This window comes from Solilutibacter tolerans (assembly GCF_900155935.1).
GTDB classification, from domain to species: domain Bacteria; phylum Pseudomonadota; class Gammaproteobacteria; order Xanthomonadales; family Xanthomonadaceae; genus Solilutibacter; species Solilutibacter tolerans.
Genome location: NZ_FTLW01000002.1, coordinates 625,949 through 640,892 on the forward strand (window position 1 = coordinate 625,949; position 14,944 = coordinate 640,892).

Here is a 14,944-nt window from a genome sequence, read left to right on the forward strand (position 1 = left end):
AGGTGGCAGCCCGCATGGCCAACGAACGCCAGGCCCAGTCCGAAATCAAACAGCTCATCAGCAAGGGGCTGGAACAAGGCTATCTGACCTATGCCGAGGTCAACGATCACTTGCCCGACGACTTGGTCGATCCGGAGCAGATCGAAGACATCATCAGCATGATCAATGGCATGGGCATCGACGTGCATGAAGTCGCGCCCGATGCCGAAACCTTGCTCATCGCCGGTGAAGGCAGCAACCGTGAAGTCGATGACACCGCCGCGGAAGAAGCCGCTGCACAGTTGTCCGCGCTGGATACTGAAACTGGTCGCACCACTGACCCCGTGCGCATGTACATGCGCGAGATGGGCACGGTCGAGTTGTTGACTCGCGAAGGCGAAATCGCCATCGCCAAGCGCATCGAAGAAGGCCTCAACCAGATGCTGGCCGCGATGGCCCTGTTCCCGCCGTCGGTGAAGATGGTATTGGACGATTACGCCCTGCACGCCGAAGGCAAGAAGCGTCTGGCTGAAGTCGTTGCCGGCTTTAACGATTACGTTGAAGAACAGAACGCCGCCGCTGCCGCCGAGGAAGAAGACGCGACCGATACCAGTGTCGACGCCGATGCCGACGCTGATGACGACGACGCCGATGCCGACGACGACAGCAGCAGCGAAGAAGCTGCGCCGTCCGGTCCGGATCCGGAAGAAGTCAAGGCACGCATGACCGAGATGGCCGCGTTGTGGGCCAAATTCGAGAAGGCATTGGCCAAGCACGGCCCGGGCAACAAGGCGGTTGGCAAGCTGCGTCAGGAGATGGCCGATATCTTCGTGACCTTCAAGTTCCCGTTGCCGTATTTCGATGCGCTGGTGCAGCAGCTGCGCGATGTGCAGATGGAAATCCGCCTGCGCGAGCGCCGCATCATGGAGCTGGCCACCAAGCAGGCCGGCATGCCGCGCAAGGAATTCCTGAAGGCGTGGGATGGCAACCAGATCAACTTCGACTGGGTGGATGACCTGCTCAAGCGCAAGCAGAAGTGGGGCTCGGGCCTGCGTGACGTGAAGGACCAGATCGTCGCCCAGCAGGAAATGATCTGCAGCCTGGAAGAGCGCAACTCCCTCACGCTGGGCGACATCCGCGAGATCTGCAAGACCGTCGCCTACGGCGAAGTGCAGGCACGCAAGGCCAAGAAGGAAATGGTCGAGGCCAACCTGCGCCTGGTCATCTCCATCGCCAAGAAGTACACCAACCGCGGCCTGCAATTCCTCGACCTCATCCAGGAAGGCAACATCGGCTTGATGAAGGCGGTCGACAAGTTCGAATTCCGTCGCGGCTTCAAGTTCTCGACGTATGCGACGTGGTGGATCCGCCAGGCCATCACCCGTTCGATCGCCGACCAGGCGCGCACCATCCGCATCCCGGTGCACATGATCGAGACGATCAACAAGCTCAACCGCATTTCGCGTCAGATGCTCCAGACCTACGGCCGCGAGGCCACGCCGGAAGAATTGGCGAAGGAAATGGACATGCCGGAAGACAAGATCCGCAAGGTCATGAAGATCGCGAAGGAGCCGATCTCCATGGAGACGCCGATCGGTGACGACGAAGACTCGCATCTGGGTGACTTCATTGAGGACACCAACGTGATGTCTCCGATCGATGCGACGACCGACATCAACCTGATCGAGACCGTGCGTGACGTATTGGCCGGGCTGACCCCGCGTGAGGCCAAGGTGCTGCGCATGCGCTTCGGCATCGACATGAACACTGACCACACGCTGGAAGAAGTCGGCAAGCAGTTCGATGTCACTCGCGAGCGCATCCGCCAGATAGAGGCCAAGGCGCTGCGCAAGCTGCGTCACCCGAGCCGCTCGGAAACGCTGCGCAGCTTCCTCGACGTCGAGTAAGCAGACGTTTCAAAAGACAAAAGCCCCGCTTCGGCGGGGCTTTTTCGTGGGCGCAGCGCAGGCGTACACTCCAGCCAACATGACGCGGGGATGCGGCGATGAAACGAATAATCGCGGGAATGCTGTTGATGTTGTGGCTGGCGGGATGTGCAAGCACCCCAGCGGACACGATCAATGCTAGCGGCATAAGCATTGACCACACGGTCATACCTGCGTCGGCAGAAGTCGGGGTGGCAGTGGCCGCCTACGCGGGGTTCGAGAACAGTGACGGCGATGACCGTCTGTTGGGTGTCGAATGCGTGTGCGCGACATCGATTGAACTGCATCGCGTGGTGAGCGATGGCGACAAGGTCAGCATGACCAACTCCTTTCCGCTCACGTTGCCAGCGAAGGGGCGAGTCGAAGTGAGGCCGCCCGGGACGCCGCTGCACTTCATGTTGATCGGGACCAAGCGGGCATTCGCGGTGGGCGAGCGCGTGCCGATGCGCCTGCGCTTCGAGCGTGCGGGTTCGGTGGAAGCCGTGTTCACCGTGGTTGGAAAAAGCCAAGACGGCTGGGATGCCTGGACGCCGGATTGAGCGATTGGGATCGCGATAAGGTCGGCGCGCTCGTTACAATAATGATGCGGGCCTATAGCTCAATGGTTAGAGCAGAGGACTCATAATCCTTTGGTTCCAGGTTCGAGTCCTGGTGGGCCCACCATCTTCTAGTCCAGCCTCGTCCGCTGACGTCCAAGAAGAAACCAAAAATGGCTAAATATAAGGCGTCAGCTGTCCGCTGACGTCCGGCGTGGTCTGCTTGAATCCGGCAGAAAAGTGAGTCAGGCCGTGAGTCACGGACTCAGCCCGATGGGCGTTGACTCACAATCGGCTGACTCACATGCTCACCGATACCAAGATCAGGACGCTCAAACCTCGGCAAAGCGCATACCGCGTTGCCGATGCCAACGGGTTGTGCATCGAAGTGCGCCCGAGTGGTGCCAAGGCTTGGCGTTATCGCTACCGCTATGCCGGCAAGCCGAGCATCATCACAATCGCGGAGTACCCAGCAACGGGCTTGGCTGATGCGCGCGCCGAGCGAGATCGATTGCGTGCCTTGGTCAAGGGTGGGGGGAACCCCTCGGTCGCTGCGAAGATCCAGCGGGCAGCAAGGATTGAACAGGCAGAGACAACCTTTGGAGTCATCGCAACAGAGTTCCTGGACAAGCGTGCGAAGGATGGGCTCAGTACTGGGTCAGTGAAGCGTGAGCGCCGCTTGATCGAAAAGGACATGGCGGTCCTCAAGGACATTCCTATTCGCGACGTGACTGCGCCACTACTCCTCGCCTGTCTGCGCAAGCTTGAGAAGCGTGGTGTCGTCGAAACCGCACATCGAGCGCGGTCGTTTGCAGGGCGTGTCTTCAAATACGCCAATGCGACAGGGCGGCCGTGTGGGAACCCGGCCGTGGACCTCATAGGCGCGCTTGAGCAGCCACAGACCAAGCACCTCGCCAGCGTTACGGATCCGGAGAAAATCGGTGATCTGCTCCGTGCCATGCATTCCTACCAGGGATCGCTCGTAACGGTGGCGGCACTGAAGCTGGCCCCCATGGTTTTCGTGCGCCCGGGGGAGCTTCGTAAGGCGCGCTGGCAAGACATCGACCTGAAGACGGCGGAATGGCGATTCACGACATGCAAGACTGGAACGCCGCATATCGTGCCGTTGCCGACTCAGGCGATCGAGATCCTCAAGGAGCTGCGGCCAGTAACAGCTGGAAGTGAGTTCGTCTTTCCTGGGATCAGGAGCGCGAAACGGCCGATGAGTGAAAACACCGTCAATGCTGCATTGCGTTATCTGGGCTGCGACGGCGACACCATCACGGGCCATGGATTTCGAGCGATGGCGCGTACGGTACTTGATGAGGTGCTGGGCTTTCGGCCCGACTTCATTGAGCATCAACTCGCGCATGCCGTAAAGGATCCTCTGGGGCGGGCCTATAACCGAACTGCTCACCTGCCGCAGCGTAAGAAAATGATGCAGGCGTGGGCTGACTACTTGGATGGCTTGAGGTTGAAGTCAGGTCGCTAGCGAAGAAGTTCCGAAAATTGTCGAACGGCGAGTAACGACCCAAAGCCGTCATAACAACCTCAGTTCGATCAAGGCATCAGCCGCACATGAGCACCACGTTGATGCGCGGTGTGACAAAGTATTTGGCAGGTTCAAAAGGGCCTACGGATGTCTCGCCCCGGCTGCCGCTCGCTGATTCGAGCAGGAAATCGAGGGCTACTGATACCATCCCAGCGAGTGAGTTCTGGCTGGGGGCGAGATGCACAAACATGATCCGGTTCGACTGAGCTGATTGGGTCAAGGCCGAGTTGTCATGCAGGCAGTTTGGCTGCAAGAAGTTCGACCTTCTCGATATTGGGCGGAGAACTGAGCAAGGTCGCTGCGTTTGCCATCAAGGCCGCGGCGATCTGGCCGTTCAGATGCGCCTGGCGACCTGCCTCATCGGCAAAGGCATCGAACACACCAAACGTCGAAGGGCCAAACTTCAATGCGAACCAGGCCGTGGTGCCGGACTCGGCGTTGGCGAGCGGCAGTGCGCTGGCCAGGAAGTCGGCAAGCGCAGCTTCCTGGCCGGGTTTAGCTTCGAGGCGAACAAACAGGGCGAGCTTGGTCATGCTGTATTCCTTTGGGTAAATGGAAAAGTGGGTAAAGGGATCGACGAGACTGCAGTCTGAGTCTTCATGACAGACATCTCTATTGGCAATAATGACAACATTGATATCATTGCTGCCATGAAACTCCACCTCCTTGTTTGTGATGGCGTGTTTGATCTGGGGCTTGCGGCGTTCACTGACACAGTGGGCTTAGCCAATGCGATGGCGGGCTCGCTGCCACAGGCTCCCGCGCACATAGAGCTCACGCTGGTGGGCGTGCGGCGTCGCATCCGAACTGCGCAAGGCTTGACGGTCCCCGTGGTCACTGCGCATGGTGTGCCCGAACCAGACGTCGTGCTCGTGCCGGCGTTTGGCGACAAGATGCCTGACACGCTCTCGGCTCGACTCACACGCCCCGATGTGCCCGACGCGGTCGCGGCGCTACAGCAGTGGTGCACCGCTGGCGCGCACCTTGGTGCCGCTTGCTCCGGTAGTTTCTTGCTTGCAGAGAGTGGCCTGCTTGATGGGCATCGTGCGACGACGTCATGGTGGCTGGGGCCGATGTTTCGGCAGCGCTATCCGAACGTCACGCTGGACGAGTCACGCATGATCGTGAACTCGACACGCTTCACCACCGCGGGTGCCGCTTTGGCCCACGTCGACTTGGCCTTGCGCATCATCCGAGGGCGCAGTCCGGCGCTGGCGGCCCTGGTGGCACGCTATCTGCTGGTCGAGACACGCAGTTCGCAAGCCGAGTTCGTGATTCCCGACCACCTTGCGCATGCCGACCCGATGGTGGAGCGCTTCGAGTGCTGGGCCAGACGTCGGCTCGCGAAGGGGTTCTCGCTGGCCGAGGCGGCCAGCGCCGCGGGCACAAGCGAACGCACCTTGGCGCGGCGGCTGCAAAGCGTTTTGGGAAAGACACCGCTGTCGTATTTCCAGGACCTGCGCGTGGAGCATGCCGTCCATCTCTTGCGCACCGGGAACGCCAGCGTCGACCAAGTCGCCGCACAGGTCGGGTACTCGGATGGGGTGACCCTGCGGGCCCTGTTGCGTCGCAAGCTGGGCCGGGGTGTCAGGGAGTTGCGACGCGGTGGATGACCAAAGGCGCTTGGTGCATGTACGGCTGGAGACCGCCGCGAAACTGTCGGAAGCAAAGGCTTATCAATTGCCCTACTCAAGGCCAAGGCAGGCAAAGAAGAGGCCTTGAAAGAAGAATTGCTGAAGCTGATAGAGCCGACCCGCGCAGAGCCGGGCAATCTCGATTATGTGTTGTTCGAGCAGCGTGACGAGCAGGGCACTTTCTACATGCGCGAGGCTTTCAGGGATCAGGCGGCGCTGGATGCGCATATTTCGATGCCTTACTTTAAGCGCTTTGCCGCCACGGCAGATGATCTGCTGCAAGAGCCGTTGCAATCGATATTCCTTGAACAGGTATCGGCCTGATCATTCAGCCTGTTGAGCCGCACCACCTCGGCCGGGTGTGGACGCGGCCGGCGGATCAATTTGCTCCAGGACGCGCCTTTACTCCGAATTGCGCAACGATGTGAGTGCCCAGCTCCTCAATGACATCCGCCGCAGGGCGCTTTCCGTACTTGAGATTGAGGATGACGTGGTCCACGCCGATTTCCCCAAGCGACTCCAGCAAAGACCGGAGGTGGTCGCGTCCGAGCCTGTAGCCCAAGTGAATTGGAGCGGGCGGCGTGGACGGGTTCTCACTGAGGTCGATGTAAAGCGACTGAGTGAAGGGCTTATAGACGGAGCCACATTGCTTCATGACCTCCATCCGCCAATCTTCCACAATCAGTCGCTGTATATTCGGCGCGCGTGGATAGTTGATCCATCCGGCGCTTTCGCGCGCGATCCAATCCAGTGACTGGCGGCTATGTCCGGTCACGAGCATCGGAATCACTTGGGTTGTGGGTTTGGGAATGAGGTCTGCGCCGCGCAGCTCACCACCGCTCCAGCGGATGGGTTCGAAGCTGGTGCTGTAGGCTCGGCGAATCACTTCGTAGTGCTCTCGAAAGACTTCTCCGCGTCTTTCGGGATCGACGTCAAAGGCTGAAAACTCCACTGGGCGATCGCCGGAGGCTACGCCCAGAATCAAGCGACCTGCGCTCAACTGATCAACGCTGGCTGACGCCTTGGCCGTGTGCAGAGGATGGTGTAAAGGGATGGCAATGGATGCGCTGCCAAGCGCTATCTCTGACGTATGAGCCGCCATATAGCCCATGTATACCCAGGGATCGAAGGCTTGGCCGACATCGCCGAAATTAGGGTCCCGAAGAGGCACGTCGCGAAACCAGAGCGCGGAGAAGCCCAGCTCCTCTGCTCGTTTGACCAATGCGACCTGGTTGAGCATGCTCGGAATGTCCCCACCGAAGGCCTCCAAAGGGAAGAACAATCCCAGGCTCAAATGACCCGGAGTGAAGGTTCGGCTGAACCCTCGATGCTGCTGATAAGGAATCGTGCTCGGCAGATACATTTTAATCCTCCTCAATGGGAGAAACCGATCAGACAGTAACTACGATCTTGCCGATCTGCTGATTGGCCTCAAGGAAACGGTGGGCTTCCTGGATGTCGCTAAGGGCAAATGTCTTGGCGATGATCGGGCGCAGTGCACCAGACTTCAGTCCTTGGAGAATAAAAGCCTTGGCGCGCTCCAGGGCTTCTGGGTCGGCCACGATTTCTGCATAGAGATAGCCCTTCAGGGTTAGGCTTTTGGCCAGCACGGTAAACAGCGGGAAAGGCGTTGGCTCTGGGCTGAGTGCACCGTACTCCAACAAAATACCTCCACGGGCCATGCTTTGCGTTAGGGGCTCGAAGGAGGGGCCGCCAACTGGGTCGAATACAACACGAGCACCTTGCCCGGCAGTGATGGCCATCACTCGCTCTACGATGTCCTCTTCGTCGCTCACGATTACATGCGCCGCACCGGCATCCAGCAGGGCCTGTTTTTTCGCGCGGGTTCGTGTGATCGCAATCGATGTGGCACCGACCATGCGAGCTATTTGGAAGGCTGCCAGACCGACACTGCTTGATGCTGCAGTGATCATCACAAAGTCACCTTGTTTCAACGTTGCTTGATCGATTAGCGCCCCCCAGGCGGTGACGTACTGCATCCAGGACGCAGCAGCCTCTTCGAAGGACAGGCCCTCAGGGCTCTTTACCACCAGATGAGCCGGTACATTGGCCAGCTCGCCGTAGGTGCCCCAGCGAGCGATATCCAATGGAGGGATTAGAGCGACGGCATCGCCAACCTTTGTCTTGATTACGTCGCTACCGACTGCGACCACGATGCCAGCGGCCTCATAGCCCAAGCGGCTCGGGAACTCGGCCTCCTGTAGATACGCATGGTTGCGAAACATAACTTCGGCACGGTTCAGGCCAATAGCTTTGACGCAAATCTGCACCTCGGTTGCTGCCGGTGCCGGTACGTCCAGATCTTCCAGCTTCAGAACGCTGGCGTCACCGTATTCATGAATTCTGACAATGCGTGCCATTACCGATACCTCGCTTTTGAATGGGCTTTGATTTACGCGACCTGCAGTGTCGGATAGTCTGTATAGCCCTTGGCGCCACCTGCGTAGAACGTGTTGGAGTCAGGCGCGTTCAGCGGTGCCTTGGCCCTGATGCGTGCGGGCAGGTCCGGGTTAGCCAGGAAGGCGGTGCCAAAGGCCACAGCGTCAAGCTTACCTTCGGCAATAGCTGCCTCTGCCTCATCAGCGCTGTAACCCATATTGCCCACCAACACACCCTTGTACTTTTCACGCGCTACGGGCATGACATCGGCCTTCTGCACGCCGAAGAAATCGGCGCGCATCACGTGCAGGTAGGCTAGCTTGAAGGCATTGAGCCTATCGGCCAGGAAGCCGATGAGGGCCAGCGGGTCGCTGTCTTTCATGCTGTTGAAGCTGTTGAGGGGCGACAGGCGCAGACCCACACGTTCGGAACCGATCGCCTGGATCACGGCAGTGAGTACCTCGAACAGCAAACGTGCACGGTTTTCCAGCGATCCGCCGTAAGCATCGGTGCGCTGGTTGGGCGTGTCGCGCAGAAACTGGTCAATCAGGTAGCCGTTGGCGCCGTGCACTTCCACACCATCAAAGCCGGCGGCAATGGCGTTGCGAGCGCCTTGAGCAAACGCAGCGACGATGCCGGGAATCTCTTCGACGGTCAGGGGGCGGGGCACCGCGTGCGGCACCTTGCCTTGGGGCGTGTGAATCTCACCCTCAATAGCGGTGGCGCTGCTGGAGACAATGGGGGCGCCATCGGCAGCGCCAGGGTAGGCTGCGCGGCCAGGGTGCCAGATCTGCATGAAGATGCGTCCGCCCTTGGCGTGCACCGCGTCGGTCACCTGCCTCCAGGCTGCAATCTGCGCGTCGTTGTAGATGCCAGGCTCATTGACGAAGGCCGATGTACCGGGCGCCACCATGGTGCATTCGGTAATCAGCAGGCCGCCGGTGGCTCGCTGGCTGTAGTACTCGGCCATCAGCGCGTTGGGCATGTGGCCAACGTCGGCACGGGCGCGTGTCAGTGGGGCCAGAAGGATGCGGTTGGGCAGGGTGAGAGAACCTACTTGAAGTGGATTGAATAGCATGTGGATGAAACCCCAGATTAGTGAACAGAAAAAGTGGTAAAGCTAACAGTTTTCCCAATACCCAGACCTTTGAAAGGTCACTGAAGACTGCTTTGGCACGGCTGGTGCTTTTGCACCCAACGCACGATGTAGTAGACGCAAGTGGGTGCCAACACGTTACTGGACGTATTCATCGTCAACTCTCCAGCATTAAAAACCGCAAGTGATGCCGCAGGCGGTTAAACGGGCCCGCAGGCGAGCCCGTCTGAAGAGTGAAATCAGAAACCTTCGAGAACGATCTTGCCCCGGGCCTTGCCGCTCTCGATCAGCGCATGGGCACGACGCATGTTTGCCGCATTGATCGCACCAAAGTGCTCGCCCACGGTAGTTTGCAGAACACCTTGGTCAATCAGAGCGCTGACCCGATTGAGCAGGTGATGCTGATTGATCATGTCCGGGGTTTCGTACAGCGAGCGGGTGAACATCAGCTCCCAATGCAATGACAGCGACTTGCGCTTGAGCGGCACCACATCGAGCGTTTCGGGATCGTCAATCACACCCAGACGCCCCTGTGGCTTGAGCACGTCGATCAGTTGTGCAAAGTGTTGTTCGGTGTGGGTCAGGCTGGCGACATAGTCGATCTCCGGCACACCGAGCGCCTGCAACTGTGCGAGCAGTGGCTGACTGTGATCGATCACGTGGTGCGCGCCCAACTGCCGCACCCAATCAGCGGTTTGCTGGCGTGAGGCGGTACCAATGACGGTAAGGCGGGTCAACTTTCGGGCCAATTGCACCAGCATCGAACCGACGCCGCCAGCCGCTCCAGTGATCAACAGGCACTTGCCCTCCCCCGTGCCCTCGACGACACCAAGCCGGTCAAACAACAATTCCCAGGCCGTGATCGAGGTCAATGGCAACGCTGCCGCATCGGCGGCACTCAATGAATGAGGCTTGTGCCCGACGATCCGCTCATCGACCAAATGGAATTCGCTGTAGCTGCCGGGGCGGGCAATCGAGCCGGCATAGAACACTTCATCGCCCGGCTGAAACAGCGTCACTTCAGCGCCGACCTCGCGGACAATGCCTGTGGCGTCCCAGCCGAGGATTATCGGTTCTTTTGTGATAGTTCCGACACGCACCTTGGTATCCACCGGATTCACTGATACCGCGCGAACTTCGACCAGCAGATCCCGAGGGCCAGGCGTGGGCCGCGGGAGACTGATGTCGATCAATGCTTGTGGATTGTCGATGGGCAACGCGTGCTGGGTAAAGCTGATGGCTTTCATGGAGACTCGCTGTCGAACAGCAGGGCGATTACGGGGAGTTTCGTCATGGTCATGCCTCGGGTTGGAGTGAACCTGACGGCGGGCATTCGGCTTCGGGTTCGGGGTGGTGTGCGGGGTGAAAGGAATTGCCGGTCACGAATGCCGGGCCTGCCGGAATGCCGGCGCCTTCTGGCCATCCCAATCGAGGTCGACGGCCACCTGGGCCTGCGCGCGGTGGCGTTCGAGCGCGTCGATGTCGAGATCGGCGATCGCCCAGGCTTGCGCGCCGCGGGTCGTCGCAAGGATGCCGTCGTCGGGAAAGCCGTGGTCCATCGGCGCGTAGATCGTGGCCTCGCCGGTGTTCGTATCCAGAGCCGGACTCCAGTCGGCGGTCCCGGTGGTGACCGCCTGCGCGACGAACATCCGGTTCTCCAGTGCGCGCGCCATGCAGCCGACGCGCACCCGGGTCGCGCCCGCCTGCGTGTCCGTGCAGCTCGGCACCAACAGCAGACGGGCGCCGGCTTCGCGTTGGGCGCGCACGGGCAAGGGGAATTCGCTGTCGTAGCAGACAGCGATGCCGGCGCGCACGCCCGCCACGTCGAAGACTTTGAGTTCGTCGCCGCCCTCGATGACGCCAGCGTCCCGCTCGAATCCGGTCAACTGCAGCTTGTCCTGATAGCCGCGCGTGCCGTCCGGGGCGAACCACCACGCACGGTTGCGATAGCGTCCCGGGGCGACTTCGGTCAGGAACGTGCCGGCCTGGATGACCAGGCGCAGCTCGCGCGACAGGTCGGCGTACAGCGCCAGCCAATCGGATTGCAGCGTTTGCAGCGCGGCCAGCGAAGCGTTCAAGTCGCGGCTGATTTCGGGCGCGAACGTTGACGCCAGTTCGAGCGACAGGTATTCGGGCAGCACGGCCAGTTCGACGCCGGCACCGCATGCTTCTCCCAGGATCTGGCGCTGGCGTGCGGCAAAGGCCTCGAAGTCGGCGGGGTTGCCAACAGCGTACTTGGCGACGGCGATCTTCATTGACCGGCCTCCAGCGGACGCAGCCACATCGTCAGCGTCTGCTCGGATTCGTGCGCTTCGCCGAGTTGTTTCCACGGCAGGCTTACCTGCATGTCCGGCTGCCGCGTGTACCCACGGCGGGTCCAGAACACGTCGTTGCCGCGATAATCGGCCGGCCGCCGTGGATCATCGCTTGCCCGATTCACCGATGCGAACGAGGTCCAGCGGATGCCACCCAGCGAACGGGCATGCGCCTCACGCTCATCGAAGAAGCGATGCCCAAGGCCCTGTCCGCGGAACGCCGGGAGCAGGACGGATTCACCGCAGTAGAACACCTCCTCCACCGGGATGCCTCGGTCGAGGAACGGCGCCTGGAAGGCCGGTTCGGCTTCGCCTAGCGGCAATCCGGTGGATGCCCCCACCACCTCGTCGCCGGCGAGCACGAGCACGAGCACGCTGCCTGCCGAGCGGGCATAGGTGGCGAAGTAATGCTTCTCGTACTCGGCGTCGCCCTCGTAGAGGTAGGGAAAAGCGCGGAAGACCTCGGCGCGCAGGCGTGCCACGTCGTCGAACCACTCGACCATGTCGGCACCGCGGCGGACGAGGACGCGAATGTCACCTGCCATGTCAGCGCTTCTCGCCAACCTGGGCGATCCAGTCGTCCAGGTTGTAGTAGTTGGTGACGCGCGCGATTTTGCCGTCACGGACGTCGAAGAACGCGCCGCCCGGCAGCACGTAGCGCTGGCCTTCGGCTTCCGGCAGCCCCTCGTCGGTCACCTTGTATTCGCCGTGCACCACGTATTCGGCGCCCGCGCGCAGGCCGTCGGCGCTGACCATCACCACGATGTCCCGCAACTGCTCGCCGTAACAGCGATCCATGCGTTGCAGGAAGGCGCGGAACGCATCGCGGCCGGTTTCGCGCGCCCCTTGGTTCAGGTCGTGGGCGACGTCATCGGTCAGCATCGACAACATGGCCTCGCGGTCGCCGCGATTGAAGGCGTCGTAGTAGGCGGCAATCAGATTCGAAGTGTTCATTCGGGTTCCGTGTGCATGCGGGAGGATCCGGGGCATCCCGGAATGAGGACAAGTTTGCGAAACCGCTCAGGCTATGTATATGGAATTATTGCGATTTCATAATTCCCCAATATGGAATAAAGTCGAACATCGCAACCGGCCGAGCAGACGCACTGTGAACAAGGAATTCGAGCTGCTACGTATCTTCCGAGTGACGGCCGAAAACAGCAGTTTTCGTGACGCGGCGGTCCGGCTCGGAACGTCTCCACAAGGCGTCACGCGTGCCATTCAGCGACTGGAGCAGCACTACGGCGAGGTGTTGTTCCATCGAACCACACGGCAGGTGCGCATCACGGCTTTTGGCGAGGGCTTGCTGGAACAGGTGCGTCCTGCCCTGGAGCGCTTCGAAGACCTGTGGCGGATACCTGGTGCGGATCAGCAGGCTTCCCTGTCGGGCACGGTTCGGATCACCGCGCCACACAGCCTCGGCACCAGGGCAGTTCTACCCGCATTGGAGCGCGTTGCCGCGCGCCATCCCGGCATCACGCTGGACGTGCGCCTATCCGATCGCGTCAGCAACCCCGTTGACGAAGGAATCGACGTCGGGATCAGGGTCGGATTCATGCGCGACAGCCGCTTCGTTGCGCGAAAGGCGGCCGACATGCGGCTTCCGATCGTTGCGGCTCCGCGCCTGATCAAGAAAGTGGGCGTACCTGTTGGGATCGAATCGCTAGCAAGGTTGCCGGTTACAGCTGCCGTGGATATCAATACCGGCCGCCCTTGGCCTTGGCACTTCAAGGCGGGACACCAGTGGACGCCCACGTCGCCGGCCTTCATCGCAGATAACGCCGATATGGAAATGGGGGCGGCGTTGGCCGGGATTGCCTTCGCTCAACTGGCCGACTACATGGCGGCTCCTTACATCGCCAGCGGAAAGCTCGTGCAGGTACTGGAGCAGGAGGAACCTCCTGCATGGGGGTTGTACGTCTACCGGCCTCAGCGCGGGCCCGTATCAGGCAGGGTTCGGGTGGTGTTTGATGAGTTGCGCGCCGCTGTTGGATCGCTACCTGTTTTGCGCTAACACACAATCAAAGCGCCCAAGGAATGAGTTGGTGCGGAGACAACAGACAGAATGTCCGCTTCTGGCCGAAGCTGTGTAAAAACTCGCGAGCGCGGAACCGCGAGGTCGATGTAGCTAGATCGAACAACCAGCGCTGCAGCAAAAGAACCTGATGTTCAGGCCGCGATGGCCCGCACCATGCCCTCGGTGCCCATGATCTTGATCATCCGCTTCATGTTGTAGGCCAGAACTGCCAGGCTGATCTCCGTTTTGACCTTCGGTAGCGTCTTCGTCAGCAACGGCGTCGTGCCGAGCCATGATTTCAGCGTGCCGAAGACATGTTCCACCGTCTGCCTTCGCACCACCGCTGTTTGCGGCCTGGCATCCAGCAGCATCTGCATTCGTTCGAGCACATGCTCGTGCTCCCATCGTCCGATACGCCTGTAGCTGGCAGTCGTGCATTGCTTCCGGATCAGGCAGCGGGGGCAGGCGGAGGACCAGTACTTGTGCAAGGTCAGCCCTTTCTCCTCTGTCGTAAAGCGGTGGATCGCCCGTTCGCCCGCCGGACATTCGTACTCATCAGCGGCTTCGTCGTAGACGAAATCGCGTTTGTCGAACCGGCCTTCGGCCTTGGCGTTGGATGTCAGAGGCTTGGGTACCAACGGGATGACGCCTGCCTCCTCGCACGCCAGGATCTCCGGGGCACTGAAGTAACCACGGTCCGCCAGCGCCGTCATATGCTCGGCGCCAAGGGCGTCCTTGGCCTTCATCGCCATGCGTGAGAGTTGCGCACGGTCGTGATCGTCGTTTGTCACGTCGTATGCCACGATCAGGTGGTGCTTGGCGTCGACCGCCGCCTGGACGTTGTAGCCCACCGTGCCCGTGCCACGGCCACTTGAGGTCATTGATCTCGCGTCGGGATCCGTCAGCGAGATCTGGTGATCGGGGGTGGCCTCAAGCTGCTTTTCAATCTCGTCGAGCTTCTCCATCTGCGCATGCAGCTTGGCCAGCTTGTCTCTCAGCTGGGGAACACGGCCCTCTGGCAACAAAGTGGGATCGCGATCTGACCGGTCCAGCTCGGCTAGGTAACGCGCAACGCTGTCCTCCAGTTGTTGCCGGCGCCCCTTGATCTTGCCGACGGTGAAGTTGCGATCCCGACTGTTCACTGCCTTCAGCTTGCTGCCGTCAATCGCGACGATTGCATGCGAGAAGACCTTCATGTTCCGGCACAGCGCGACGAACCGACTGCACACGGCTGTGATCGCGCCGCCGTTGTCCTTGCGGAAGTCGGCGATGGTCTTGAAGTCCGGCGCCAGTCGACCGGTCAGCCAGATCAGCTCCAGGTTCCGTTGCGCCTCCCGTTCCAGGCGCCGGCTGGACTGGATGCGATTGAGGTAACGACGTCCCCCCGGTTTTGAGTAGTACGGCGCTTTGGAGTCCAATCCCCAACGATACGGAGATTGGACGTGAAGAAGCGTTTTACCGAGGAACAG

15 protein-coding genes, 1 tRNA gene and 1 pseudogene are annotated in these 14,944 nt (G+C 60.5%); 8 read left to right on the forward strand and 9 right to left on the reverse strand.

Annotated elements, in window-relative coordinates; genetic code table 11:
• Positions 1-14 precede the first annotated feature (14 nt).
• The 4 genes from rpoD (at position 15) to BW989_RS06095 (ending at position 3,953) form a co-directional block, all read left to right on the forward strand.
• Positions 15-1,886, forward strand: a complete 1,872-nt coding sequence (rpoD, locus tag BW989_RS06080; protein ID WP_076586331.1) for an RNA polymerase sigma factor RpoD — start codon at positions 15-17, stop codon at positions 1,884-1,886.
• A gap of 98 nt (positions 1,887-1,984) precedes the next feature.
• Positions 1,985-2,464: a copper chaperone PCu(A)C gene (locus BW989_RS06085; protein WP_083688297.1), complete on the forward strand. Its 480-nt coding sequence runs from the start codon at positions 1,985-1,987 to the stop codon at positions 2,462-2,464.
• Positions 2,465-2,512: 48 nt separating this feature from the next.
• Positions 2,513-2,588 (forward strand) — tRNA-Ile (locus BW989_RS06090).
• A gap of 177 nt (positions 2,589-2,765) precedes the next feature.
• Positions 2,766-3,953, forward strand: a complete 1,188-nt coding sequence (locus BW989_RS06095; RefSeq protein ID WP_076586335.1) for a tyrosine-type recombinase/integrase — start codon at positions 2,766-2,768, stop codon at positions 3,951-3,953.
• Positions 3,954-4,243: 290 nt separating this feature from the next.
• Here BW989_RS06095 and BW989_RS06100 read toward each other — a convergent pair whose 3' ends face one another.
• Positions 4,244-4,546, reverse strand: coding sequence for a putative quinol monooxygenase (locus BW989_RS06100; RefSeq protein ID WP_007182542.1), 303 nt, complete (start codon positions 4,544-4,546; stop codon positions 4,244-4,246).
• A gap of 201 nt (positions 4,547-4,747) precedes the next feature.
• Between BW989_RS06100 and BW989_RS12950 the strand changes: the two are divergent.
• The 3 genes and pseudogenes from BW989_RS12950 to BW989_RS06110 form a co-directional block, all read left to right on the forward strand.
• Positions 4,748-5,194: pseudogene (locus BW989_RS12950) on the forward strand (type 1 glutamine amidotransferase family protein); the annotation flags it as partial.
• 123 nt (positions 5,195-5,317) lie between these two features.
• Positions 5,318-5,626 (forward strand): helix-turn-helix domain-containing protein, encoded by a 309-nt coding sequence (locus tag BW989_RS12955; RefSeq protein ID WP_414608459.1) that lies wholly within the window; start codon positions 5,318-5,320, stop codon positions 5,624-5,626.
• Between the two features lie 66 nt (positions 5,627-5,692).
• The gene (locus BW989_RS06110; RefSeq protein ID WP_076586338.1) at positions 5,693-5,971 is read left to right on the forward strand and encodes a putative quinol monooxygenase; all 279 of its coding nucleotides are present in this window, start codon (positions 5,693-5,695) and stop codon (positions 5,969-5,971) included.
• A gap of 55 nt (positions 5,972-6,026) precedes the next feature.
• Here BW989_RS06110 and BW989_RS06115 read toward each other — a convergent pair whose 3' ends face one another.
• From BW989_RS06115 to BW989_RS06145, 7 genes are all read right to left on the reverse strand, one after another.
• Positions 6,027-7,010: an LLM class oxidoreductase gene (locus BW989_RS06115; RefSeq protein WP_076586340.1), complete on the reverse strand. Its 984-nt coding sequence runs from the start codon at positions 7,008-7,010 to the stop codon at positions 6,027-6,029.
• Positions 7,011-7,038: 28 nt separating this feature from the next.
• On the reverse strand, positions 7,039-8,028 hold the full coding sequence (locus BW989_RS06120; protein ID WP_076586342.1) for a zinc-dependent alcohol dehydrogenase family protein: 990 nt from the start codon (positions 8,026-8,028) through the stop codon (positions 7,039-7,041).
• Between the two features lie 32 nt (positions 8,029-8,060).
• Positions 8,061-9,125, reverse strand: coding sequence for an alkene reductase (locus BW989_RS06125; RefSeq protein ID WP_076586344.1), 1,065 nt, complete (start codon positions 9,123-9,125; stop codon positions 8,061-8,063).
• A 257-nt stretch (positions 9,126-9,382) separates the two neighbouring features.
• Positions 9,383-10,390, reverse strand: a complete 1,008-nt coding sequence (locus BW989_RS06130; protein WP_076586346.1) for a zinc-binding alcohol dehydrogenase family protein — start codon at positions 10,388-10,390, stop codon at positions 9,383-9,385.
• 132 nt (positions 10,391-10,522) lie between these two features.
• On the reverse strand, positions 10,523-11,398 hold the full coding sequence (locus BW989_RS06135) for a carbon-nitrogen hydrolase family protein (RefSeq protein WP_076586348.1): 876 nt from the start codon (positions 11,396-11,398) through the stop codon (positions 10,523-10,525).
• On the reverse strand, positions 11,395-12,003 hold the full coding sequence (locus tag BW989_RS06140; RefSeq protein WP_076586350.1) for a GNAT family N-acetyltransferase: 609 nt from the start codon (positions 12,001-12,003) through the stop codon (positions 11,395-11,397). The genes BW989_RS06135 and BW989_RS06140 overlap by 4 nt, the downstream gene beginning before the upstream one ends.
• A 1-nt stretch (position 12,004) precedes the next feature.
• Positions 12,005-12,412: a ketosteroid isomerase-related protein gene (locus BW989_RS06145; protein ID WP_076586352.1), complete on the reverse strand. Its 408-nt coding sequence runs from the start codon at positions 12,410-12,412 to the stop codon at positions 12,005-12,007.
• Positions 12,413-12,566: 154 nt separating this feature from the next.
• On the opposite strand from BW989_RS06145, the gene BW989_RS06150 reads away from it, so the two are divergent.
• Positions 12,567-13,472, forward strand: a complete 906-nt coding sequence (locus tag BW989_RS06150) for a LysR family transcriptional regulator (RefSeq protein WP_076586354.1) — start codon at positions 12,567-12,569, stop codon at positions 13,470-13,472.
• Positions 13,473-13,627: 155 nt separating this feature from the next.
• Here BW989_RS06150 and BW989_RS06155 read toward each other — a convergent pair.
• Positions 13,628-14,944 (reverse strand): IS1182 family transposase (locus BW989_RS06155; RefSeq protein ID WP_207551623.1); only part of this gene is annotated, 1,317 nt, incomplete at its 5' end.

Bases quoted from the DNA above. Each gene is read 5' to 3' on its own strand.
- BW989_RS06145 (WP_076586352.1), bottom strand. From the start codon at position 12,412: ATGAACACTTCGAATCTGATTGCCGCCTACTACGACGCCTTCAATCGC.
- BW989_RS12955 (WP_414608459.1), top strand. From the start codon at position 5,318: ATGGTGGAGCGCTTCGAGTGCTGGGCCAGACGTCGGCTCGCGAAGGGG.
- BW989_RS06135 (WP_076586348.1), bottom strand. From the start codon at position 11,398: ATGAAGATCGCCGTCGCCAAGTACGCTGTTGGCAACCCCGCCGACTTC.
- rpoD (WP_076586331.1), top strand. From the start codon at position 15: ATGGCCAACGAACGCCAGGCCCAGTCCGAAATCAAACAGCTCATCAGC.
- BW989_RS06130 (WP_076586346.1), bottom strand. From the start codon at position 10,390: ATGAAAGCCATCAGCTTTACCCAGCACGCGTTGCCCATCGACAATCCA.
- BW989_RS06120 (WP_076586342.1), bottom strand. From the start codon at position 8,028: ATGGCACGCATTGTCAGAATTCATGAATACGGTGACGCCAGCGTTCTG.
- BW989_RS06085 (WP_083688297.1), top strand. From the start codon at position 1,985: ATGAAACGAATAATCGCGGGAATGCTGTTGATGTTGTGGCTGGCGGGA.
- BW989_RS06100 (WP_007182542.1), bottom strand. From the start codon at position 4,546: ATGACCAAGCTCGCCCTGTTTGTTCGCCTCGAAGCTAAACCCGGCCAG.
- BW989_RS06125 (WP_076586344.1), bottom strand. From the start codon at position 9,125: ATGCTATTCAATCCACTTCAAGTAGGTTCTCTCACCCTGCCCAACCGC.
- BW989_RS06095 (WP_076586335.1), top strand. From the start codon at position 2,766: ATGCTCACCGATACCAAGATCAGGACGCTCAAACCTCGGCAAAGCGCA.
- BW989_RS06140 (WP_076586350.1), bottom strand. From the start codon at position 12,003: ATGGCAGGTGACATTCGCGTCCTCGTCCGCCGCGGTGCCGACATGGTC.
- BW989_RS06115 (WP_076586340.1), bottom strand. From the start codon at position 7,010: ATGTATCTGCCGAGCACGATTCCTTATCAGCAGCATCGAGGGTTCAGC.